This is a genomic window from Streptomyces sp. BK340, from assembly GCF_007827595.1.
Taxonomy (GTDB): Bacteria; Actinomycetota; Actinomycetes; order Streptomycetales; family Streptomycetaceae; genus Streptomyces.
The window spans coordinates 251,868-273,504 of the sequence record NZ_VISR01000003.1; the positions used below are offsets into that span (position 1 = coordinate 251,868).

Consider the following 21,637-nt stretch of genomic DNA (forward strand, 5'->3'; position numbering starts at 1 on the left):
TTCGCGGCGGCACCGCGCCATCGAGGCGGCCGGGTACCCTGGCCTCGATGGCCACTTCGTCGGCGCCGAGGAGCCGAGGAGACCGGGAAGCGCGGCGGGAGGCCCGCCGCTCCGGACCCGGTGGCGCTGCCGGCAGCCGGCCGAGGCCACCACCTCATCCCCCACGTCCGGGAGCCGCCGTGACTACACCGTGTGCCCGAGCAGCGGCGCTCCTCGGCTGCTTCGCTCTCGTGGCACTGGGCCTGAGCGCTTGCGAGGACACACCGACCCCCGGCCTCGCGAAGCCGGCGATGGCCACGTCCGCCGCGAATATGGGCGGCATGCGCGCACTGATCGCAGCGGCGAAACAGGAGGGCACGCTCAGAACGATCGCGCTGCCGCACGACTGGGCCAACTACGGCGGCCTGATCGACGGCTTCGAGAAGAAGTACGGAATCAAGGTCACGGTCGAGAATCCGCTGGGCCACAGCGAGGACGAGATCGACGCCCTGCGCAAGCGGGGGAACGGGCCGACGGCACCCGACGTGATCGACGTGGGCGATACGTTCGCACGGAAGGCGGCGGCGCAGAACCTTCTCGCGCCGTACAAGGTGACCTCCTTCGATCTGGTTCCCGGCAACCAGAAGGACGCGAAGGCACGCTGGGCCGACAACTACGGGGGCTACATCTCCATCGGCTGCGACGCCAACCGTGTCCACCCCTGTCCGCAGACCTTCGCCGATCTGCTGAAGCCCGGTTACCGGGGCAAGGTCGCACTGGAAGGCGCCCCGCCCCGCTCGGCCACCGCCTTCGCCAGTGTCTACGCGGCCGCGCTGGCGAACAACGGGTCGTTCGACGACATCCAGCCGGGTCTCGACTTCTTCGCCGAACTCAAGGATCGCGGCAACTTCACCTCTGTCGATTCCGACTCGGCGACGGTCGCGAGCGGCCGGACGCCCATCAGCATCAACTGGGACTACATCAACCTCCACTACGCCGACGCGCTCCGGGACAAGGGCGTGAACTGGCAGGTCGCGATCCCCTTCGACGGCAGCTTCGCCCAGTACTTCGCGCTCGCGATCAACAAGAACGCCCCGCACCCGGCGGCCGCCCGCCTGTGGCACGAGTACCTCTTCAGCCCGGAGGGCCAGAACCTCCGGCTGCGCGCCTACGCCCGCCCGGTCCTCATGGACGCCATGAGGCAGGACGGCACCCTCGACAAGGCGGCCGCCGATCGACTGCCGACGGTCGAGGGAACGCCGCAGTTCCCGACGGACGCGCAACTGGAGAAGGCGAAGGAGACCGTCACCCGGGGTTGGGCCAAGTCCGTCTCCGGCCGACCGGGATGATCCCCGTCGCCCCGTCAGCTGTGCGGCGAACGGGCACCGGCACCGAGCGGGCCCGTCGTCGCTTCCCGCGCCGGCCGGGGCGGGGCACCGTGCGGTCGGCTGGTGGCCTCTGCCGCGTCCTCGCTGAGGCGGGCGGTGATGCCCGGGTGGCTGCCGCCTCTTCCCGAAGCCGGGCGTCACGTCCCGGGCCGCCCTGCGCGACGCGCTGGAGCAGCCGGGCCGGCCGTAACCCTCGTGGCGCGCCCTCTCCGCAGTCGCACTCACGCCGTCCCGTCGGACACGGGGTACGGGACGAAGGTGCTGGTGTTCTGGTCGATCCGCAGCGGGTGGCCGAGCGGCGGCGCGGCGCGTTGGGGGCCGGCGTCCACGACATCCACTCCCCCCGCGTCCCGAGCGCCGAGGAGGCCGCCCGAGCTGCTGCGCACCGGCCTGCAGGCCATTCCCGCCGATCGGCTCTGGGGCAACCCCGACTGCGGTCTGAAGACCCTCGGCTGGCCCGAGACCCGGTCCTCCCTGGCGAACCTGGTCGCCGCCGCCCGCACGGTCCGCGGGGAGCTGCCCGAGTCATGACGTGACCGGACGTTCCCTGGGGCCGGGGCGCCGCGGCGGCGTGAAGGCGTACAGGTCGAGGATGTCCGGACGCGGAGCCACTCCCGGGCCGCCGGCGTGTACCCAGGCGACGATGTCCTCGGTCGCGTCCGGGTCGTTGACGAGCCCCAGCCAGACCGGCCGCGCACCGGCGGCCCGGCCCGCGGCGGACGGCTGTACGACGATGACATTGGCCTGATCGCACACGTCGAGGCAGTCGGAGATGCGCACCGGCACCTCCGACCGCAGTCGCGCGGTCTGTGCCGCGTGATCCACTCCGGTCACCTTGGGACTGCCGCAGCAGCAGTCCCGGCACACGACGACCCGGCACGGCGCCGGCCGGCCCGCTTCCACGGCCTCGCCTGATGTCTCTTCCCACGGCGTTTCGGGCACGACGGCCACTCCCCTCCCGGGGAGATCCGCCCCGGAGTTGCTCGAGGAGGCGACCGCGTGAGTCTCCTGGCTCCCGGGTCGCCGCTCGCCCCGCCTGCCCGCCCACGGGGTGGCATGCCGGAACTCGCTCACCGGTCACAGTGGCGGGACCGCGCCGGATTCACACCGGCTTCCTCGGACCGCCGTCGCCTTATGTCGCGATCATCATCCCATCGTCGGTGCCGACTCGTCGCCCTCAGTCCATCGATCTCCAGGTGTTGTTGGTCGAGCCGCGTTGTGAACCCTCCTGTCTTTACATAACCATGTGTCACCGATCGCAACCTGGGACGAAGAGTGATCATCTTTGGAGACGAAGTGACGGTGGTGTGCAGCATGCGTGGCCGTGCCGGTGAATTGCACGTGTCGGAGCAGTGACCACCCGTTCCAGCCGAGGAGACAGAGCATTGAGCGCACGGGTGGCCGAGGAACTGACGTTCCAGGTACTGGGGACGGTCCGGGCCCATCGCGGTGAGAGCGCGATACCGGTCGGTCCTCCCCAGCAGGCTGCCGTGCTCTCGGTCCTGCTGCTGCGTGCCGGGCACTGTGCGTCCTTCGACGAACTCGCCGACGCTCTGTGGGAGAACGACCTCCCCAAGTCCGCGGCGACGACGATCCGTACCTATGTGTGGCGGCTGCGCCGGGTACTGGAGGCGGACCCCTCGGTTCCGGAGATTCTGACGTCCGTGGGCGACGGCTACCGGCTCGACGTGGCGGGCGGCGCGGTCGACGCATGGCACGCCGAGTCGCTGGCCCGGCAGACCGCCCGGCTCAAGAGCGAGGGCCGCACCAAGGAGGCCGAGGAAACCGCCGGCCGCGCCCTTGCCCTGTGGAAGGGCACCTCGTTGGCGGGCATCCCCGGCCCCTTCGCCGAACGCAGGCGCGACCGGCTGGAGGAACTCAAGGTCTCACTGCAGGAAGAGCGCCTCGCGCTTGCCATCCAGCTCCACCGCTTCCAGTTCTCGCTCCCCCAGCTGGCCGAGCTCACCGCCGAACATCCGCTGCGCGAACGGCCCTACGCCCTGCTGATGCGCGCCCTGTGCGCGACCGGACGGCAGTCCGAGGCGCTTGCCGTGTACGACCGCGTGCGCCGCCGCCTCGCCGAGGAGCTCGGCGTCGACCCGGGACGCGAGCTGGCCGTGGAGTACGCACGGATCCTCAACGGCGTGCCCGCAGTCGACGACGTTCCCGAGGAGGCAACCGGAACCCGGCCGCGTGCCGAGGCCGGTTCCGCTCCGCACGTCACGTCCGACCGGCCACAGGAGCGCGACACCGGGCCGGAGCCGACGCCGGCGTCCCGGCCGGCGGCGGACGGACCGCGCTCGGCCTTTCTGCCCGTCCCGGCCCAACTGCCCGCCGACGTACCGTCCTTCGTCGGCCGCGAGGCGCTCACCCGACAGATGTGCGAGCTGCTCACCGCCGCGGGCCAGCGCGCGCTGACCACGGTGGCCGTCACCGGTATGAGCGGGGTGGGCAAGACGACCCTCGCCCTGCACGTGGCGCACCGCGTCCGGGACCACTACCCGGACGGCCAGCTCTACGCGGATCTGCGCGGCAGCAGTGTCTCTCCGGCCGATCCGTTCGTCGTCCTGGGCAGTTTCCTCACCGCGCTCGGTGCACCGGCCGACGAGCTGCCCGAGGAAGTCGAGGACCGGGGGCGGCTGTTCAGGTCCCTGCTCGACCGCCGACGGATCCTGGTCGTCCTGGACAACGCACGTGACGAGATGCAGTTGCGTCCTCTGATGCCCGGCAACGCCGGCTGCGCGGTGATCGCCACCAGCCTGCCCCGGCTGTCCGGGCTGGACGCCACGGCCCACATCAGTGTGGACGTGCTCACCCGGCAGGAGGCGCTGGACCTGCTGGAGGCGGCGGTCGGCTCCGCACGTCTCGCCGCCGAGCCGGACGCCGCCGGTGCACTGGTCGCCGCATGCGGTCATCTGCCGCTGGCCACGCGGATCGTCGCGGCGCGCCTGGCGGCGCGTCCGGCCTGGTCCATCGCGTCCCTGGTCCGCAAGCTCGCCGACGAACGCGGTCGCATCGCCCATCTGCGTCTCGGCGATGTCGCCATCGACGCGGCCTTCGAACTGGGGTACCGGCAATTGTCCGCCGCTCAGGCCCGTGCCTTCCGGCTTCTGGCGCCGGTGACCGAGCCCGACATCGGGCTGCCTGCCGTGGCAGCGGTACTCGATCTGGACCAGGACAGCGCCGAGGAGGTCGTGGAGTCCCTGGTGGACGGGTCCATGGTGGTGTCGCCCGCGCCCGGCCGTTACCGCTATCACGAGTTGCTGGGGGCCTTCGCCCGTGCTCTGCCCGCGCCGCCGGACTCGGAGCCGGCCGCGGCGGCGATCCGTCGCCTGCTCGACTTCCTGCTGGCCAGCGCCTGCTCCGCGTTCCGCCACGTCGTTCCCGGTGACCCGGTCAGTGACTACCTCGGGCCGGTGCGTTCACCCGGCCTGCGCTTCGCCGACGCGCCCGCGGCCCGTGCCTGGGTGGCCGAGGAGGCCGACGGAATGCTGACGGCCCTGGCGCACACGGTGCACGATCCGGCCGCGCTGCGCATGGCGGCGGATCTGCTCATCGCGCTCAGCGCCTTCGGCCAGGAAGTGCCCTTGTACCGGCTGGAGACGGGGGCGCAGGCCCTGGCGGAGGCCGCCGCCGCGCACGGCGACCGGCGGACACTGGGCCGGGCCCGGTGGCTCAGCGGTGCCCTCGCGCTTCGGGCCGGTGATCCGGCCCGGGCCGGGCGGCTCGCCGCCGAGGCGGTGGCGGCCTGCCGTGACACGGGTGACAAGGTCATCCTGCGCCAGGCCCTCAACGACCTCGGGCTGGCGGCACAGTTCCTCGGCCGCCACGAGGACGCGCTCGCCCACTTAGAGGCGTCGCTGGAACTGGCCGAGGAACTCGGCCACCGTTCCGGGAAGGTGGCGACCACCCTGAACGCGGCGCTCACCCGGATCCGCAGCGGACAGGCCGCCGCCGCGGTCGCCCCGTGCGAGGAGGTGCTGACGGATCTGCGGTCCCGGGGTGACGACGCCGGCATGACCGCCTACGCGCTCTATGTGCTCGGGCTGGCCCAGCACGCTCAGCACCGGTGGGAGGCGGCAGCCGGGCGTTTCGGGGAGTGTCTCGCCGTGTGCCGTGACGCGGGCATCCGGGATCGCGCCGCGCATGCGGGCTATCGGCTCGCGGACTCGCTGAGCCGTCTGGGTGACCTGGACGGCGCCCTCCGGCACGCGGAGGAGGCGGTCACGATGTTGCAGGATGCCGGCGGGGACCGCGACCTGGCCGCGGCCCGGCTGGTGCTCGGCCGGCTGCTGACCGACCGTGGTGACGTCGACCGGGGCCGGTCACAGCTGGAGGAGGCCCACGAGACGTTCACCCGGCTGGGTCTGCCCGAGGCGCGGCAGACCGCCGACGCGCTCGCGGCACTGGGGGATTCCGTGACATCCAGCAGGCCTCGCGGGTGAGGGCCGGCCGGCTCCGGTCGACGGGCCGGCCGACCGTGAGTGAGGGGCCGGACCCTCACTCACACCCTTGCGGACGCCTCAGCTGTTGACCGTGCAGGTACTGCAGCTGGAGCCCGTGCTGTTCCAGGCGGCGACGTGGTGGCCGGTACGGGCCCCGGCGTCGGCCCCCGCGCTCGCGGCGGTGCCGATCATGCCGGTCAGAAGGCCGACGAGCCCGAGGGCGGCGGCGTACTGCCACCGGGTCGGCTTCCTCTTCTTCGTGCGCATCATGTCGCGTGTCTCTCACTCCGTGCGGCGGGGCCGCTTGTACCTGTCAGCGCACAGGGTGGCACGGTCACGTCAACAACTGATCAACGATTGATCGAAGTCGGTCACCGACCGGCTGTCGACGGCCTGTTGACACGTGCTGCCTAGCGTTCTCATCGGTCGGGCCTTCCGGCCACGTACAGAACCGAGAAATCGAAGGAGAGTGACATGACTCGCAACCACGCCGTCGGCATGCGTCCCCGTCTGGACAAGGTGAAGGTCAAGGCCGCCAAGGCCTGAGGCCCCGCATGATGCGCGGCTGCCGGGGAGTTCCGTCTCCCCGGCAGCCGCCGGTGCGCCGCCGCCCCTCCCCCCTCGTTCATCCGCACACCGCGTCGGCCCGCCGCCGCGTACGGCCCCGAGAGAGTGGCCCTTGACTGACTACGACCTCACCACCCGTCCTCCGGGGCCGGCAACCGCGTCCGTCCCCCTGCTGACCGTGGTCGACGAACGGCTGAAAACCACCAGCATCTGCTGGGCGCTGGCCACCGGCTCCCGCGACGACCCGGAGGGCCGCGGCGGGATCGCCCACCTCCTGGAACACCTGGTGATGTCCTGCCCTCTCGGCACCGGCGGGACGCACCTGTCGTTCAGCGAGTACGTGGAGCGCCGCGGCGGGCAGGCCAACGCCCAGACGGGCCTCGAAGTCATGCTGTACTACGCGCAGGTGCACGCCGACGACGCCGAGGACGTCGCCGCCGCTCTGCTGCGCGCCGTGCTCGAACCGGAGCTCGGCGACAGCACCCTGGACAGCGAACGAACCGTGGTACTGCAGGAATTGGCGGCAGCGGCCGCCGACCCCTCGGACGCCGTCCAGGACGCGGTCCTCGCCCAGCTCTTTCCCGGACATCCGCTGGGCCGCCCGGTCGGCGGCGAGCCGGACCAGCTGGGCAGGGTGACCACGAGCGACCTGGAGACCGTCCACCGCGAACGGTTCGTCCGGGCACCGGGTGTCCTGGTCGTCGTGGGACCGAGCGTCCCGCAGGTGCTGACCCGGGCCGCCGCCCGAGCGACCGGCCGGCCGGTGGCCCAGGCGCCGCACGTCCCCCTGGAGCCCGTCGGCGCCGGCGATCCGCTGCCCGATCCCGCCACCCACGACTTCACCTGGCTCTGCTTCGGCGCCCGCTCCCCCAGGGCCGGAGTCCCGGGGCGCGCCGCCCACGGTGTCCTCGCCCACCTTCTCGGCTCCAGTCCCTCGTCCCTGCTGTACCGCACCCTGCGCAGCGAGCACGGGCTGTCCTACTCGTTCCACGCGTGGGACCGCGGTTACCGGGAGGCGGGTGCCTGGCGGCTGCTGATCGGCGCGGAGGCGTCCGCCGCCGGCCGGGTACAGGTCGTCGTGGACGAGTTGCTGGCCGCCGTCGCCGAACAGGGCCCGTCACCCGACGACTTCGACGCCGCTTTGCGGCAGGCGGAGATGAGCCTCGTCCTGGAGTCGGAGACACCCCTGGAGTACGCCAAGCTGATCGCCGAGCGCAGCGTCTCGGCCGGACGTCCCTGGAGCCTCGAGGAGGAGATCACCGAGCTGCGCCGGGTGAGCGCCGAGGACGTCCGGCGGGCCGCCGCCGACGTCCGGCGGGATCTCCTGCTGACCGTCCGGTCGGTGGCCGCATGATGTACGCCGTCGAAAGCTATCTGGAGGCCGCGCGCGACGCCGGTCTGCTGCGCACCGTGTCCGGCCTGCCCGTTGTGGCGGGCGACTCCACCGATCCCCTGTCGGACGCCCGGCACCTGCTGGTGGAGTACGCGGACCCCGGGCTGCTGTCGGACTCCGGCACCGCCCCCTCCCTGTGGCGGGCCCTGCTCGCCGGCCACCCCGGCGCCTCGGTCGTCGTCGTACGCGCCGGTGCGCAGGTCCGGCTGCCGCGACCGTGGCACCGGGAGCTCACCTACGTACGGCTGCCGGCGGACGCCGACGTCCCGGTCGACCCGGCCGGCCCCCGTGTCACGCCGGCCGAGGAGGAACACCGGCCGCTGCTCGCGGACTGGCTGGTACGTGCCATCCTGCACGCCGCGCGCGAGCAGGGCCGGCCGGCTGATCCCGGGGCCGCGACCGCCGAGGCCGACGCCCTGCTCGACACTCCGTCCCGGCACTCCCTGCTGGTGTGGGAGCACGGTGTGCCCGTGGGGCACGCGACCGTCATCGGCCGGGCCTGGGACGAGATCTCGGCACGGTCCCACATGGAACTGGTGGACGTACTCGTCGAACCCGACGCGGACGCCTCCGCGGGCCGCGCCGCCCTGGTCGCCGCAGTCGCGCGTCTCGCCCGGACGGCACGGACGCCGTTGGTCGGGCACGTGGTGCACGGCCGCGACGGCAACGGCGACCGGGTCGTCGAAAGCCTTTGTGCGCAGGGCTGGACGGTGGACCACCGCTACTGGAGGGCCCGTACCGAGGACCTCGCCGTGACACTGAAGGGAGCGGGGCAGGCATGACCGTCACACGACTCGACCTCGCACTGCTGCACAAGCTGCTGCAGGTCCCGGAGCACGAGGGCGCGTACCGTCTGGTGCGCCGCGCCCAGCAGACCTCGGGCACGCTCTCCCAGTTGGTCGTCTCGCTGGCCGTCGCGGAAGGCGTCGAGGCCGGCAGCGGCAGCAGGGATCTGCTGGCCAGGGCGGCCTCCCGCGCGGCCCGGTACGCCGAGCTGCGTACGGCGCTGGACGGCTGCACCGGGGTGCGTACCGTCAAGGGGCCCTCCCTCGCCGCCCATTACCCGCCCGGCGTCCGGCGCCCGGTCGGTGACCTCGACCTCGTCGCGTCGGACGAGGAGCAGCTGTGGCGGGCCGCGGCCGTCCTGTGCTCGCTGGGCGGCGAGCCGGCGGAGTTGTCGCTGTTCACCGCCGACGGACGCCTGCACGTCATGCTCGCCGTGCTGTGGCCCTCCCCCGACGCGTTGCTGGAGGAGGAGATCCGGGTGGAGCTGTGCACAGCCGCGTTCTCCGGCGACTTCGCCACCGTGCCCGTCCGTCCGGACCTGCCCGCCGAGCAGTCTCTCGCCGACCTGCTGTCGGTGGCGGAAGAGCGCTTCCAGCGGGAGTTCCACGCCAAGGACGCGGTCGACCTGCTGATGCTGCTCGACAGCGGTGCGCCTGCGGCGACGGCAGCGGCGGCGGCCGGCCACCGGCTGGCGCCCGAACTGCTGGAACTGGTCGATCTGCTGAGCGACGCCGTCGTACACCCGGCAGCCGGGGAGCTTCGGCAGGCCCTGGCCGCCGGCGCGGCCGAGGAGTCCGCTCGCCGTGCCGCCGCGGCCCGGCCGGTACAGCAACAGCAGCGAACGGTGGCGGCACGGCTGGAAGCGGGGCAGCCGGTCTGGGGCATGCCTCTGACCCGTACGGCACACCCCGGGCAGCGGTGCCTCCTCGAACACCGGTCCGCGCTGTCCCTGGCCCGTACCCCGGTCGGTGACTTCCTGCTGGTGGCGGACGAAGTCGTGGATCCGGACGTGCATGCCGCGGCCCTCGCCGCGGCGACGGGCGAGGAGGCCGGCGCGTGACGAGCCCGGACGTACCCGCGATCGAAGTGAGCGCGCTCACCCGCGAGTTCGGCTCCCGACGCCGGTCCGGCGCGACGGTCTCCGCGCTGCGCGGCGTCGACCTGACGGTCCGCACCGGCGAGGTGCACGGCCTGCTCGGGCCGAACGGCGCCGGGAAGACGACCCTGTGCAAGATCCTCACCACCGTCCTGCTGCCCAGCGGCGGAACTGCCCGGGTGTGCGGGCACGACGTGGCCGCGGCGCCGCGGGCCGTCAAGCCGCTGATCGGCATCGTCTTCGGCGGCGACCGGGGCCTGTACGGCCGGATCACCCCCCGCCAGAACCTCACCCTGTGGGGCGCGCTCTACGGCCTGCACGGCCGTGAACTCGCCCGCCGGGTCGACGGACTGCTGGAACGGGTGGGCCTGAGCGAGCGGGCGGGAGACCGTGTCGACGGGTTCTCCCGGGGCATGAAGCAGCGCCTCCACCTCGCCCGCGGACTGGTCAGCGACCCCCGGGTCCTCATCCTCGACGAACCCACCACCGGTATGGACCCGCTGGCCGCCTTCGACTTCCGCACGCTGGTGCACGAGCTGCGCGCGGAGGGCCGTACCGTGCTCATCACCACGCACGACATGGCGGAGGCCGAAGCCGTCTGCGACCAGGTCACGCTGATCGACCGCGGTCAGGTGCTGGTGACCGACCGGCCGGAGGTACTGGCCCGGCAGATGTCCGCCTACGAGTGCGTGACGGCGGCCGGGGTGCCGGCCTCCGTCGCCGAGGAGCTGAAGCAGCTCACCGGCGTCTCCTCGGTCGACCGGACGCCCGACGGGCGGATCACCGTGGAGATCTCGGCCGCCGAGACCACCTCCGAGGTGCTGCGCAGGCTGGTCGCGGCCGGCGTCACCTCGCTGGCCACCGTCAGCCCCGGCCTGGCCGAGGTCTACCGGCACCTGGTGCGGGACCGCGGAATGCGGGTGGGCCGGTGACTCCCGCCCTGTTCTGGCAGGTGTTCCGCCTGCAGGTGCTGATGACCCTGCGGACCCCGGACACCCTCCACGTCTTCGTGACGGCGCCGCTGTACACCTGCGTCTTCCTCGCCATCACCGAACACGCCGACCGGCGCGACCTGGCCGGATTCGCCGTGCTGGCACCGGTGCTGATGTCGCTGTGGTCGATGGCGCTGATGGCGGGTGGAGAGCTGATCGGCCACGAGCGCGAGCGGGGCACGCTGGAGGCCGTGGTGGCCACACCGGCGCGCTACTCGGCGGTGGTCACGGCCCGGATCGCCGCGGTGACGGTGCTGAGCACGCTGAGCCTGGCCGAGGCCTGGCTCGTCGCCTGGGCCGGCTTCGGCCTGGTGGTGACGATCGCCCACCCGCTGCTCTTCGTGGTCGGCGTCCTGCTCACCGCGGCCGCCATGGCGGGCACCGCGAGCTGTGTGTCGGCCCTGTTCGTGCTGGCCCCCTCCGCCCGGATCCTGCAGAACACACTGAGTTTTCCCTTCTTCCTGCTCGGCGGGGTCCTGGTGCCCGTGAGCTACCTCCCGGACTGGCTGCGCCCGGCCAGCAAGGCCGTGTTCCTGACCTGGAGCGCGGACGTCCTGCGGGACGCCGTGAGTCCCGGTCCGGCCCGGGACACCACGGGCGGCCTGCTGGCCGTGCTGCTGCTGGGGCTGGCCGGCTACGCCGCCGGAACGCTGCTGATAGACCGAATTCTGCGCAGGGTCCGGGTCACCGGCACCCTGGCCCGGATGTGAGGCCGCATGGACATCACCACCTCCCGTGTGACCGGCGTGGGCCGGGTGGTCCGCGCGGCCGCGGCCAATGCCTTCGCCGACTTCCGCGCGACCTACACCTGGTACAGCTGGACGTTCGGCTGGCTGGGCCGGATGCTGTGCCAGGTCACCTTCTTCGCTCTGCTCGGCTCCTATCTGCACTCGCCCGGGCAGACCCGCTATCTCGTCCTCGGCAACTCGGTGATGACCTGCGTCATCGAGGCCATGACGGTGGTGGTGTCGACCAGCTGGGAGCGCGGGCACGGCACGCTGGCGCTGCTGGCCGCCGCGCCCAGCGAGATGGGGTGGGTCTTCCTCGGCCGCAGCCTGCAGTGGCCCGTGAGCGGCTGTGCGACCTCGCTCGTCGCGCTGGTGCTGCTGGATCCGCTGTTCGGCGTGCGGTTCGCGGCGGCACAGCTTCCGGTACTGGTGGCGCTGGTGCTGCTGACCGCGTTCAGCACGTACTGCTTCGGGCTGTTCCTCGGCGCTTTCGTGCTCGCCGCGCCGGCCGTCCGCAACATCGTGTTCAACACCGCCTTCCTCGTCACCATGGCGATCAGCGGCGTGCAGGTGCCGACCGGTTTCTGGCCGTTCGGCGTGCGCCTGCTGGCCGGTGCGCTGCCGGCCACGCACGGCGTGGCGGCGGTGCGCGCGCTCGCCGACGGGGCCGGCGCGGCCGCCGTCGCACGGCCGGCGGCCTGGGCCGCGCTCGCGGGCGCGCTGTGGCTGGCCGCCGCGCTGACCGCGTTCCGTGTCTCGGCACAGCTGGTCCGCCGCCACGACGGCTACGAGTTCACCGCATGAGCGACGAACCGTTCGAACAGAAAGGTCATCCCATGTCCCACCCGGCGGCGCCGGAGGAGCTGAGCGTCCTGGTCGTCAAGCCGGACGGCTACCGCTGCCCCCAGGTGCGCGAGTACGTCGACGAACTCCTCCAGGCCTCGCGGCTGACCGTCGAGCTGCGCTACGAGGTCTGTCTGGAGGACGAGGACGTCATGGACACCTGGCCCAAGTTCGCCGGGCCCAAGTACCCGATCACCGCCGAGTTGCTGAGGCTGTACCTGACCAGCGGACCGTGCGAGGTCATCGTGGTGCACGGGCCGGACGTGGTGCGCCGTTGCGCGCACCTGCGCGGCGAGGTGCGGGCACGGTTCGGTACCTCGGCGTTCGCCAACTGCGTGCACACCCCGACCGAGCCCCAGGAGATCGGCCCCAACGTCGAGAAGTACCTGGTCAGTCTGCCGACCGGGCAGCCGTTCACACGGCACCGCGACGACGGCGTCACGGAGGGGATCAGCGGCCGGCTGGCCGCCCTGCCGCGTTCCGTGCTGCTCGCGGAGGCGCGGGCCTTCTGGGGGACCGCGCAGAAGGAGGGCTGGCGCGCTGCCTGGCGCTCCCGTCCGGAAGGCGGCGGCTTCGGTGCCTGTCTGCTGCCCGGTGATCCGCACTCCGTGGACCACGGCATGTCCCTGATCGCCGACGCCCTGCCCGGACTGACGGTGCGCGAGGTGATCTCCGCCTATGTGGAGGCCGAGGTGGAGGGCTGGTCCTGCCTTCTGTCCGGTACGCGCGCCGAGGCCCGGGAACTGGCCCGCCTGCTGGCGGCGCAAGGCCTGTACGCCGAGGTCCGGGCTCTGACCCCCGCCCGGCGGAACTGAACCGCAGCGCCGGTCTCACCCCTTGCCGTCGCGCGGCCCGCGCGCCGCCCGCCTCCCCCTTCCCCGTCGAAGGAGCGTCAATGAGCCTGGAGAGCCTTCGTATGCCCCTGCCCCCTCATCTCGTAGCCCCGGACCTCGTGCCCGATCAGCAGGTCGACGACACCAGCGCCGTCTACTATCCGGTCTCCGACACCCGGATGGTGGCCGGCGAGGGCATCTACCTGTACGACTCCGAAGGCCGCGGCTACATCGACTGCGCGTCGGCGACCTTCAACCTCAGTCTCGGCTACCGTCACCCCGCGGTGGTGCGGGCCATCAAGGAACAGGCCGACCAGCTCATCCATGTCACGTCCGGGTTCCAGACGGCACCCATCAACGCTCTGGCCCACCGCCTGGTGAAGCTGGCCCCGAAGACCATCAGCAAGGCCCATCTGAAGGTGGACGGTGGTTCGGCCGCGAACGAGGGCGCGGTGAAGATGGCGCAACGCGCGACCGGACGCCGGGATGTGATCACCCTCTTCCGCAGCCACGTCGGCCAGACGGTGATGATGGCCAGCCTGTCCGGCAACGCCTTCCGCAAGCAGCCGCTGGCCCAGCTGTACCACGGCGGACTCCAGGTGCCGGACCCGTACTGCATGCGCTGCTTCTACGGCCAGGATCCGCGCAGTTGCGGACTGATGTGCGTGGACCGCATCAACGACTTCCTGGAGTACGCCAGCAGCGGCAGCGTGGCGGCGGTGCTCGTGGAGCCCATCTCGGGCAACGGCGGCAACATCGTGCCGCCGGACGGGTACTTCGCCGCGCTGCGCGACCTGTGCGACGCCCACGACATCAAGCTGATCTTCGACGAGGTGCAGACCGGCATCGGCCGCACGGGGCGCATGTTCGCCGCCGAGCACTTCAGCGTGGACCCCGACGCCATCACCGTGGCCAAGGGACTCGGCGGTTCCGGCACCCAGGTCGCGGCCATCCTCACCAGTGACGAGCTGGCGGGCCTGCCCACCAACGACCACTCCTTCACCTACGGGGCCAACCTGCTGGCCGCCGCCGCGGCGCTCGCCACCCTGGACGTCATCGACGACCCGGGCTTCCTCGCCAACGTGCGTGCCACCGGCGCGCACATCCTCGGCCGTCTGGAAGGCCTGCGCCGCACGCACCCGCACATCGCGGACGTGCGCGGGGTGGGTCTGATGATCGGCGTCGAGATCGTCGACGAGTCCGGACGCCCCAGCGCCGAACTCACCAACCGGCTGGCCGAACGTGCCCTGGACCACGGCCTGGTCCTGCGGACCTCACGCTACGGACACGGCAACGTGCTGAAGGTCCGCCCGCCCCTGATCCTCACCCTCGAGGAGGCCGACGTCATCTGCGACCGGTTCACCGAACTGCTGCTGGCGGAGGGAGTCTGATGTCTGACCGGCCGGCGATTCCGACGCCGCGACAGCCCGCCGCCGACAGCGACATCGCGTTCGTCGGAGGCGGCTTCCGCACCACCACGTTCCTCTCCTCCGCCCCCGGCCTGCTGCGCCGGCGGATCCGCGTCTACGAGCGCGGCACCACCGTGGGCCCCGGCGGCTTCGCCCGGTACAGGATCACCACCACCTCCATCGGCTCCCGCTTCTTCAAGCACCTGGACCCGAGCGGCCCGTTCGCGTCCCTGGCCCGCTCCCGCGCGCTGGCCGACGTCGTCCACGCCGAGCAGCCGGTGGCCATGGAGCGGCTGGCCACCGCCCTCACCGCACTCGGAGGCACGCTCGCGGACGCCCTCGGACCGGAGGGGGTGCGCCTGGGCAGCGCGGTCGTCGCGGTGCACGCCGACAGCCGGCAGCGGCGGGTGGTGCTGCAACTCTCCGACGGCAGCACGGAGTCGGCACGGCACGTGGTGCTCGCCACCGGGCGCACCGAACGGCCGCATCCGGAGCTGGCCCGCTGGCGGTCGAAGGTGCTGGCGTCGGGAACCGTGATCTCCGTCGGCCACCGCCAGGACGTCAAGGACAGGCTCCTCGCGGCCGCCGGCCGCCCGGTCGTCGTCGCCGGCTGCTCGCACAGCGCGATGTCCGCCCTGCAGACCCTGCTCGACGTGCGGGCGGAACTGCGCTCCGAGCACCCCGGCGCGCCGCTGCCCGCCCTCCGGGTCGTCAGGCGCGGTCCGGCCCGGCTCATGTACGACAGCGCGGATCTCGCCCGGCTCGGTCAGGTGCCGGGCCGGGAGCGCCCGTTCGACCCCGTCGCCGACGTGTGCCCGGCCACCGGCATCGTCTACCGGGACTCGGGGCTGCGTCACCAGTCACGTGCCCTGTACTGCGCCCTCTGGGCGGGCGAGGTGCCCGGCGCCGCGCTCGTGGACGCGCCCGTACTCGCCGACGCTGCCGACGGCTTCGACGAGGCCGCACTGATCGTCCAGGCGCTCGGCTACCACGGCCGGGCGCCGGACATCCACGTGGACGGCGTGCCGGCGCGCCCCGGGGACTCCCCCGCCCGGCTGCTCGCCGACGACGACGGAGCGCTGCTGCTGAGCGGGACCGCGCACCCCCTGCTGTCCGTGCTGCGGGTGGAACCCACCCCGCTCGACCGCAGGGACGACACCGCCTACGCGAGCGACCTGTACGAGCGGCTGGCGAGCCGCCTGGACCGACTGGTGGCACCGGTGGCGGAGGTGGGCGCATGAGCGGCGGACCGGTTCCGGACGCGCTGGCCGCGCTGATCGATGAGCGGCGAGGCGGCGTCCCGGCACGCCCGTACGTGGTCGGCGTCACCGGAGTCGACACCGCGGGCAAGTCGCGGATGGCCGAACGGCTGCGGGTCGCGCTGCAGGCCAGGGGCGTGCCCGCCGCGGTGGTGCACGTCGACGACTTCCACCGCCCGCGGGCCGAACGCTACGACCCCGCGCTGCCGGAGCCGCGCCAGTACTACGAGCGCAGCATCGACTTCACCCGGCTGGCCGCCGAAGTCCTGGCCCCCCTGCGGGCCGAGGGGAGGCTGCACCGCACCGTGGCGCGCCTGGACCTGCCCACGGACGAGTGGACCACGATCCGCTACGACATCGATCCCGGCGCTGTGGTGATCCTGGAGGGCGTCTTCCTGTACCGCGCCGAGACCAGGCCCCATGTCGACCTCTTCGTGCACCTGCACGTGGACGAGGACACGGTGCTGGAACGGGCCCGGTCGCGTGATCTGCCCGCCCAGGGCGAAGAGGTGATGCGGAAGTACCACGACAAGTACCTGCCCGCCCAGCGGGCCTACCTCGGCGAGCACGCACCGCGGACGCTCGCGGACGTGATCCTCGACAACTCCCGCTGGCAGGAGCCCGTCGTACTGTCCTGGCCCGGCGGGCCGCACGCCGTGCTGTTCGACCTGTGGAAGACACTGGTGCCGCTGCCGGACGAGCTGAAACGGCGCACGTTCGAGGCCACCGCCGTGGAGCTCGGTCAGCGGTCCGAGGATCTCGCGGACGCGTGGAAACGCACCAGGGAGGTGCGTGAGACCAGGCCGTTCGCCGACTACCTGGACTGGCTGCGCGACCATCTGGCGGGCACCTGGTCGCCTGCCCAGGCGGCCCGGGCGGCGGCCACCCGCCGCCGGCTGCACGGCGAGGCCTTCGCCACCCCGCTGCCGGGCGCCGTCCAGGCCGTGACGGTGGCGAGGCAGTTGGGCCTGCGCACGGCCCTGGTCTCCAACTGCACCTCCGACGTGCGGGAGATGGTGCGCGGGTCGGCCTTCGCCGACCGCTTCGACGAACTGCTGCTCTCCGCCGAAGCCGGCGTCATGAAACCGGATCCGGAGCTGTTCCGCACAGCCGCCGACCGGCTCGGTGTTCCGCCGTCGGCCTGTGTCTTCGTCGGTGACGGCACCGACGGGGAGCTCGCCGGTGCCGCCGCCGCGGGCATGACCGCCGTCCTGGTGGAGTGCGGTGAGCCGCGCTCGTGGGCCGGGCCCAGGATCGCCGCCCTGCCCGACCTGACCGACCTGCTCGTGACCGTCCTCGCCAAGGGGTGACCCCGCTCCCATGCACATCCATCACAAGGTCCTGCTCGTTCCCATGCAGCCGACGCCCAACGGCCGGCTGCACATCGGCCACGGCGGCGGCACCTATCTCCGGGCCGACGTCATCGCCCGGGCGCTGCGTGCCCAGGGCCACGAGGTCGCGGTCATCACCGGCAGCGACGCCTACGAGGACTGGGTGGTGGCCGCCGCCCACCGCGAGGGCCGCTCCCCGGAGGAGACCTACCGCGACCACCACGCGGGCATCGCGCGCGACCTCGCCCGCCTGTCCATCGGCTTGGACGTGTGGATCGATCCGGCGGGTCCCGAGCACCGCGACGCCTACCGGCGGCTGCACGAGGACGTCCTGACCCGGCTGCGGACCACCGGCGCCGCCCGCCCGGAGAGGGAGCGGATCCCCTACGCGCAGGACACGGGCCGGCCGCTCGTCGGCCCGTGGATCGCGGGCGACTGCCCGCACTGCGAACGCCCGTGCGGGGGCAGCACCTGCACCTACTGCGGCGAGTACTTCGTCCCCGAGCAGATCCTGCGGGCCCGGTCCCGGCTGACGGACAGCCCGGTCGAGTGGCGCACGGAGGAGAACTGGTTCGCGACGGCCGCCGATCCACAGGCCGTCGCCGACCGGCACCGGGCGGCCGGACTGCGGCCCGTGTTCCTCGCTCCGCTGCTGCGTGCCCTGGACAAGCACGGCGGCCGTGTCCGGCTGACCGGTCAGGGCGACTGGGGCATCCGGAGCGGGACTCTGCCTGCGGGGAAGGTCATCAGCAACGGCTACTTCCTCTACAGCGTCTACTGCGGTGAGGTGCACCAGACACTGACCGGTGCCGCCGTGAACCCGTTCGCCCCGGGCAGCGGCGTCACGACGGTCGGCCTGTTCGGCAGTGACAACTCCACTCCTGGGCTGCTCGTCCCCGACGTGCTGGCACAGGGTTCGCAGGGCACGCTGAGCCCCTTCGACGCCACGGTCGTCAACGGCATGCTGCACTTCGAGGGACACAAGTGCTCCACCAGCAAGCGGCACGGCATCTGGCTCTCCGAGCTGCTGGAGGGCACTTCCGTGACCTCCGACGAGCTGCGCTACGCCCTGCTCCACGCGCCGCTCGACCACGGCCCCGCCGAGACGTCGACCCAGGCGCTGACCGGGCACGTCAACGCCCTGCGTGACTGGGAGGCCAAGGTACTGCGCCCGGCCCTCGACCGGCTGCGCCGGCAGTCCGGTCCGGTGCGGCGGGCGGACCTGGCGCTCAAGGCCGCGGCCGACCAGTACGCGCTGCTCACGCCTTACTCACCCGATCTGACGGCCGCCGTGGGGGCGTTCGACGACTGGGCGCGCACTCCGCTCGACGCCGACGCGGAGTGGCTGGTCGGCGTGGCGCTGCTCGGCCGTCCGCTGCTGCCGGACCTGGCGGGCCTGGTCTGGGCACAGCTCGGCTTCACCGGCGAACCCGCGATGGGACAGGCGGAACGCCTCGAACCGCTCCCGCCGCAGTTCCCGGCCGCTGCTCCCGCACCGGCCCACGGGCCACTGGACGCGGCGGCACTGCAACCGTACGTCCACCTCCAGGAGCCGGACGGCGGGCCCGGCGCGGGCGGCTGACACGGCGGGGTCCAGGGCTGTGCGCAGCGCTCGTCACCGGCGGCGGCGCGGGGCGGACAGCGCGGCGGTGAAGTCGTCCAGGGCCGCGAGGCTGTGGGCGCTGACGACGGCGTCGCAGTAGGGCAGTGCCGCGGCCATGCCGGCCACGAGCGGACGGTAACGAGGGCTCGCCGTGCGCGGGTTGACCCAGACGACGCGGTAGGCGACCCGGGACAGCCGCGCCATGTGGGTGGCGAGGTCGGCGGGCGGGCCGGTGTCCCAGCCGTCGGAGACGATGGCGACCACGGCGCCGTGCGCCATGCCGCGCCGTCCGAACCGCTCGTTGAACTCCGCCAGACACTGCGCTATCCGGGTGCCCCCGGACCAGTCCGGGGCCGCCCGTCCGGCCCGTGCCAGGGCGTCGTCCGGCCCTGCCCGCCGGAGGACGGGTGTGAGGCGGGTGAGGCGGGTGGCGAAGGTGAAGACCTCGGCGCGGGCGGCGCGGGCGGCGCAGTAGAGCAGTTGCAGCATCGCGCGGGCATAGGGCTCCATCGAGCCGGAGATGTCGCAGAGCACGACCAGGTCCCGGGACCGGGTGCGGGGCACGAAGCGGCGTAGCCGCAGCGGGTGTCCGCCGGTGCGACGGCTTTCGGAGAGGGTGCGGCGCACGTCGATGCGCCGGCCGTGGTGTGCGGTGCGGTGCCGCCGGGACGGCCGGGTCGGGGTGCGGAGCACCAGGATGCGCATCACCTCGGAGAGGCGCGCCAGTTCCTCGGCCGACAGGTCCGCGAAGTCGCGGCTCGCGAGGCGGTCGAGCGGACTGGCGGCGAGGGGGACCGGAGCCTCCCGCTGCTGTGCGCCGGCCTCCCGGCTGCGTCCGTCCGCGGTGGCCTCGCGGGCCCCGGGGACGCGGCCGGGAAGGGTGCGCGGGAGGGAGCGGGCCGGGTCACCGGGCTGTCCGCGCTGTACCGCGCGGTCCGCCGGGCCGCCGAAGACCTCCCGGAAGACCGTGTCGAACGGCTCGATCTGCCCGGGGTCGGACACCAGGGTGGCGAGCGCACAGTGCCGCAGTTCGCGTGTGGTCGACGGTGTCAGCAGGGTCAGCGCCCGGGCGAAGGCCCGGGTGCGGTCGGGGCCCACCTCGATCCCCGCGTCGCGCAGGACGGCGGTGAACGAGGCGGCCAGTTCCGGCAGGTCAGGCATCGGTGCCCGCCTCCGCGTCGATCAGTTCCGCCAGTCCCGCCCGGCGCACGGCATCGAGGTCCTCGGCGTACTTCAGCACCGCCCCGAGGGTGCGGTCGGCGGCTTCGGCGTCGAGGACGGACAGGCCCAGTGTGCGCAGTGCGCCGGCCCAGTCGATCGCCTCGGCGATGCCGGGCGGCTTGGTCAGCTCCTGCCGGGCCCGCAGGCGCGCCACTGCGTGCGCCACGCGCGGGGCCAGCCACTCGGCCGACTCCGGCACCCGTCTGCGGATGATCGCGGCGACCCGCGCGGTGTCCGGGTAGTCGATCCAGTGGTAGAGGCAGCGGCGTTTGAGCGCGTCGTGCAGATCCCGGGTGCGGTTGGAGGTCAGTACGGCCACCGGGGGTACCGCGGCCGTCCGCGTGCCCAGTTCCGGGATGGTGACCGCGGCGTCGGCGAGCAGTTCCAGCAAGAACGCCTCGAACTCGTCGTCGGCACGGTCCACCTCGTCGATGAGGAGCACCGCCGGCCGTGGTCCCGGGTGGCAGATCGCGGCGAGCAGCGGCCGTGGCAGCAGGTAGTCCTCGGTGAACAGGTCGGCGTCCCGCAGGGGCTCCCCACGCGACTCGGCGAGCCGGATGGCCAGCAACTGCCGTGGGTAGTTCCACTCGTAGAGGGCCTCGGCCGAGGACAGTCCCTCGTAGCACTGCAGCCGGATCAGCGGGGTGTCCAGCACGGCGGCGAGCGCGCGGGCCGCCTCGGTCTTGCCGACGCCCGGCTCGCCCTCCAGCAGGATCGGCTGCCGCATGCGCACGGCCAGCAGCAGCGCCGTGGCCAGGGCGTCGTCGGCCAGGTAGCCGAGCGCGTCGAGCCCCGAGCGCAGGGCGGGGACATCGGGTACGAGGGGGTCGAGGTCAGGCATGCGCGTAACGGGAGGGGTCGTCGGCGAAGGCGTGCCGGCACCCCGGCCCGCAGAAGTACACCCGGCCGCCGGCCCGGTCGAGCGAGAGGGTGTCTGGCTTGACCGCCACGGTCATGCCGCACACGGGATCCACGCCCTCGGCCACGCCCTGCGGCGCCGCGGTGCCGATTCCGGGGCGCGCCACCCGGGCCGTCTGCGGCCGCAGGGCGATGATCTCGGCGTACACCGACAGCGCGATCTCCGCCGGTGTCCGTGCGCCGATGTCCAGACCGGCCGGGGTGTGGACGCGCGCGCGTTGTTCGTCGGTGACGTCCAGCCCGGCGAGCACCGCCGCGCCGCGCCTCGGACTGGCCACCAGCCCGATGTACGGGACCCCGGCGCGTGCGGCCCCGGTCAGCACGGTCTCCTCGTCGCGGCCGTGTGTGGCGATGACGACGACGTCCAGGTCGGGTGGCAGCGGCTCCCCGGGCGAGGCCGGCCGGGCGTCGAGGCCGAGCACACGGCCGACGTCGAGCAGGGCGCGGGCGATGGGGGCGTGTCCGTAGACGTACGCCAGCGCCGGGGGGAGGTTGGCCTCCAGGAAGATGTCGAGCGTTCCGCCCGACAGACAGGGATTGGCCACCGTGACCAGGCCTTCGACGGACTCCTGCGCGCCGTCGGTGCCGGTGTCCACGCCGGGCGTGATCCTCAGCAGCAGCGACTCGCCGGTCTGCAGCACCCGCAGCCCCTGCAGTTGCACCGTCGTCTCGGCGCAGCTGCCGCCCACGAAGCCCTCGACCGTGCCGTCGGGCAGCACCAGCGCGCTGTCCCCGGGCTTGGCGCTCGTGGGACGTTCCGCGTGGACGACGGTGGCCAGCACGAACGGTGTCCGGCCGTGCCGGAGCGCGTCCGCCCGGGTCAGCAGTTCGGGGTCGGTCATCGCG

The 21,637-nt window shown here is 72.8% G+C and carries 18 protein-coding genes, 1 pseudogene and 1 riboswitch; of the genes and pseudogenes, 14 read left to right on the forward strand and 5 right to left on the reverse strand.

The window, feature by feature from the left end:
• Positions 1-179 precede the first annotated feature (179 nt).
• Both FB157_RS07555 and FB157_RS07565 read left to right on the forward strand, forming a co-directional pair.
• Positions 180-1,328 (forward strand): ABC transporter substrate-binding protein, encoded by a 1,149-nt coding sequence (locus tag FB157_RS07555; protein ID WP_398946330.1) that lies wholly within the window; start codon positions 180-182, stop codon positions 1,326-1,328.
• Positions 1,329-1,681: 353 nt separating this feature from the next.
• A pseudogene (locus FB157_RS07565) lies at positions 1,682-1,898 on the forward strand (hypothetical protein); the annotation flags it as partial.
• On the opposite strand, the gene FB157_RS07570 reads toward FB157_RS07565, so the two are convergent.
• Complete coding sequence (locus tag FB157_RS07570) at positions 1,893-2,270, reverse strand: (2Fe-2S) ferredoxin domain-containing protein (protein WP_145877887.1); 378 nt, start codon at positions 2,268-2,270, stop codon at positions 1,893-1,895. The pseudogene FB157_RS07565 and the gene FB157_RS07570 sit on opposite strands and share 6 nt — an antisense overlap.
• 98 nt (positions 2,271-2,368) lie before the next feature.
• A riboswitch (cobalamin riboswitch) is annotated at positions 2,369-2,485 on the reverse strand.
• Between the two features lie 267 nt (positions 2,486-2,752).
• Here FB157_RS07570 and FB157_RS07575 point away from each other — a divergent pair.
• A complete protein-coding gene (locus tag FB157_RS07575; protein ID WP_261386198.1) occupies positions 2,753-5,812 on the forward strand; it encodes a BTAD domain-containing putative transcriptional regulator in 3,060 nt (1,019 codons plus the stop codon).
• A 78-nt stretch (positions 5,813-5,890) separates the two neighbouring features.
• Here FB157_RS07575 and FB157_RS07580 read toward each other — a convergent pair whose 3' ends face one another.
• Positions 5,891-6,082, reverse strand: a complete 192-nt coding sequence (locus FB157_RS07580; protein ID WP_145877249.1) for a hypothetical protein — start codon at positions 6,080-6,082, stop codon at positions 5,891-5,893.
• A 409-nt stretch (positions 6,083-6,491) separates the two neighbouring features.
• On the opposite strand from FB157_RS07580, the gene FB157_RS07585 reads away from it, so the two are divergent.
• The 11 genes from FB157_RS07585 (at position 6,492) to FB157_RS07635 (ending at position 18,631) form a co-directional block, all read left to right on the forward strand.
• Positions 6,492-7,733 (forward strand): pitrilysin family protein, encoded by a 1,242-nt coding sequence (locus FB157_RS07585; protein ID WP_186581393.1) that lies wholly within the window; start codon positions 6,492-6,494, stop codon positions 7,731-7,733.
• Positions 7,730-8,554, forward strand: a complete 825-nt coding sequence (locus FB157_RS07590) for a hypothetical protein (RefSeq protein WP_145877253.1) — start codon at positions 7,730-7,732, stop codon at positions 8,552-8,554. Before FB157_RS07585 ends, FB157_RS07590 begins: the two co-directional genes overlap by 4 nt.
• Complete coding sequence (locus FB157_RS07595; protein WP_145877254.1) at positions 8,551-9,618, forward strand: nucleotidyltransferase family protein; 1,068 nt, start codon at positions 8,551-8,553, stop codon at positions 9,616-9,618. The genes FB157_RS07590 and FB157_RS07595 overlap by 4 nt, the downstream gene beginning before the upstream one ends.
• A complete protein-coding gene (locus tag FB157_RS07600) occupies positions 9,615-10,586 on the forward strand; it encodes an ABC transporter ATP-binding protein (protein ID WP_145877256.1) in 972 nt (323 codons plus the stop codon). The genes FB157_RS07595 and FB157_RS07600 overlap by 4 nt, the downstream gene beginning before the upstream one ends.
• On the forward strand, positions 10,583-11,356 hold the full coding sequence (locus tag FB157_RS07605) for an ABC transporter permease (protein WP_145877258.1): 774 nt from the start codon (positions 10,583-10,585) through the stop codon (positions 11,354-11,356). The genes FB157_RS07600 and FB157_RS07605 overlap by 4 nt, the downstream gene beginning before the upstream one ends.
• A 6-nt stretch (positions 11,357-11,362) precedes the next feature.
• Positions 11,363-12,178, forward strand: coding sequence for an ABC transporter permease (locus FB157_RS07610; RefSeq protein ID WP_145877260.1), 816 nt, complete (start codon positions 11,363-11,365; stop codon positions 12,176-12,178).
• A 32-nt stretch (positions 12,179-12,210) separates the two neighbouring features.
• Positions 12,211-13,032: a hypothetical protein gene (locus tag FB157_RS07615; RefSeq protein WP_145877262.1), complete on the forward strand. Its 822-nt coding sequence runs from the start codon at positions 12,211-12,213 to the stop codon at positions 13,030-13,032.
• 80 nt (positions 13,033-13,112) lie between these two features.
• Positions 13,113-14,441: an aspartate aminotransferase family protein gene (locus FB157_RS07620; protein ID WP_261386199.1), complete on the forward strand. Its 1,329-nt coding sequence runs from the start codon at positions 13,113-13,115 to the stop codon at positions 14,439-14,441.
• Positions 14,441-15,700 carry a lysine N(6)-hydroxylase/L-ornithine N(5)-oxygenase family protein gene (locus FB157_RS07625; protein ID WP_145877264.1) on the forward strand — a complete coding sequence of 420 codons (1,260 nt, stop codon included), beginning with the start codon at positions 14,441-14,443 and terminating at the stop codon, positions 15,698-15,700. The genes FB157_RS07620 and FB157_RS07625 overlap by 1 nt, the downstream gene beginning before the upstream one ends.
• A complete protein-coding gene (locus FB157_RS07630) occupies positions 15,697-17,028 on the forward strand; it encodes an HAD-IA family hydrolase (RefSeq protein WP_145877266.1) in 1,332 nt (443 codons plus the stop codon). Before FB157_RS07625 ends, FB157_RS07630 begins: the two co-directional genes overlap by 4 nt.
• Before the next feature lie 10 nt (positions 17,029-17,038).
• Positions 17,039-18,631 (forward strand): class I tRNA ligase family protein, encoded by a 1,593-nt coding sequence (locus FB157_RS07635; protein WP_145877268.1) that lies wholly within the window; start codon positions 17,039-17,041, stop codon positions 18,629-18,631.
• Positions 18,632-18,664: 33 nt separating this feature from the next.
• Here the strand turns inward: FB157_RS07635 and FB157_RS07640 are convergent, their stop codons facing one another.
• From FB157_RS07640 to FB157_RS07650, 3 genes are read right to left on the reverse strand one after another with little or no spacing between them, the layout of a single operon-like run.
• Positions 18,665-19,813: a VWA domain-containing protein gene (locus FB157_RS07640; RefSeq protein WP_145877270.1), complete on the reverse strand. Its 1,149-nt coding sequence runs from the start codon at positions 19,811-19,813 to the stop codon at positions 18,665-18,667.
• Positions 19,806-20,714, reverse strand: coding sequence for a MoxR family ATPase (locus FB157_RS07645; protein WP_145877271.1), 909 nt, complete (start codon positions 20,712-20,714; stop codon positions 19,806-19,808). Before FB157_RS07645 ends, FB157_RS07640 begins: the two co-directional genes overlap by 8 nt.
• Positions 20,707-21,633 carry an XdhC family protein gene (locus FB157_RS07650; protein WP_145877273.1) on the reverse strand — a complete coding sequence of 309 codons (927 nt, stop codon included), beginning with the start codon at positions 21,631-21,633 and terminating at the stop codon, positions 20,707-20,709. Before FB157_RS07650 ends, FB157_RS07645 begins: the two co-directional genes overlap by 8 nt.
• Positions 21,634-21,637: the final 4 nt, after the last annotated feature.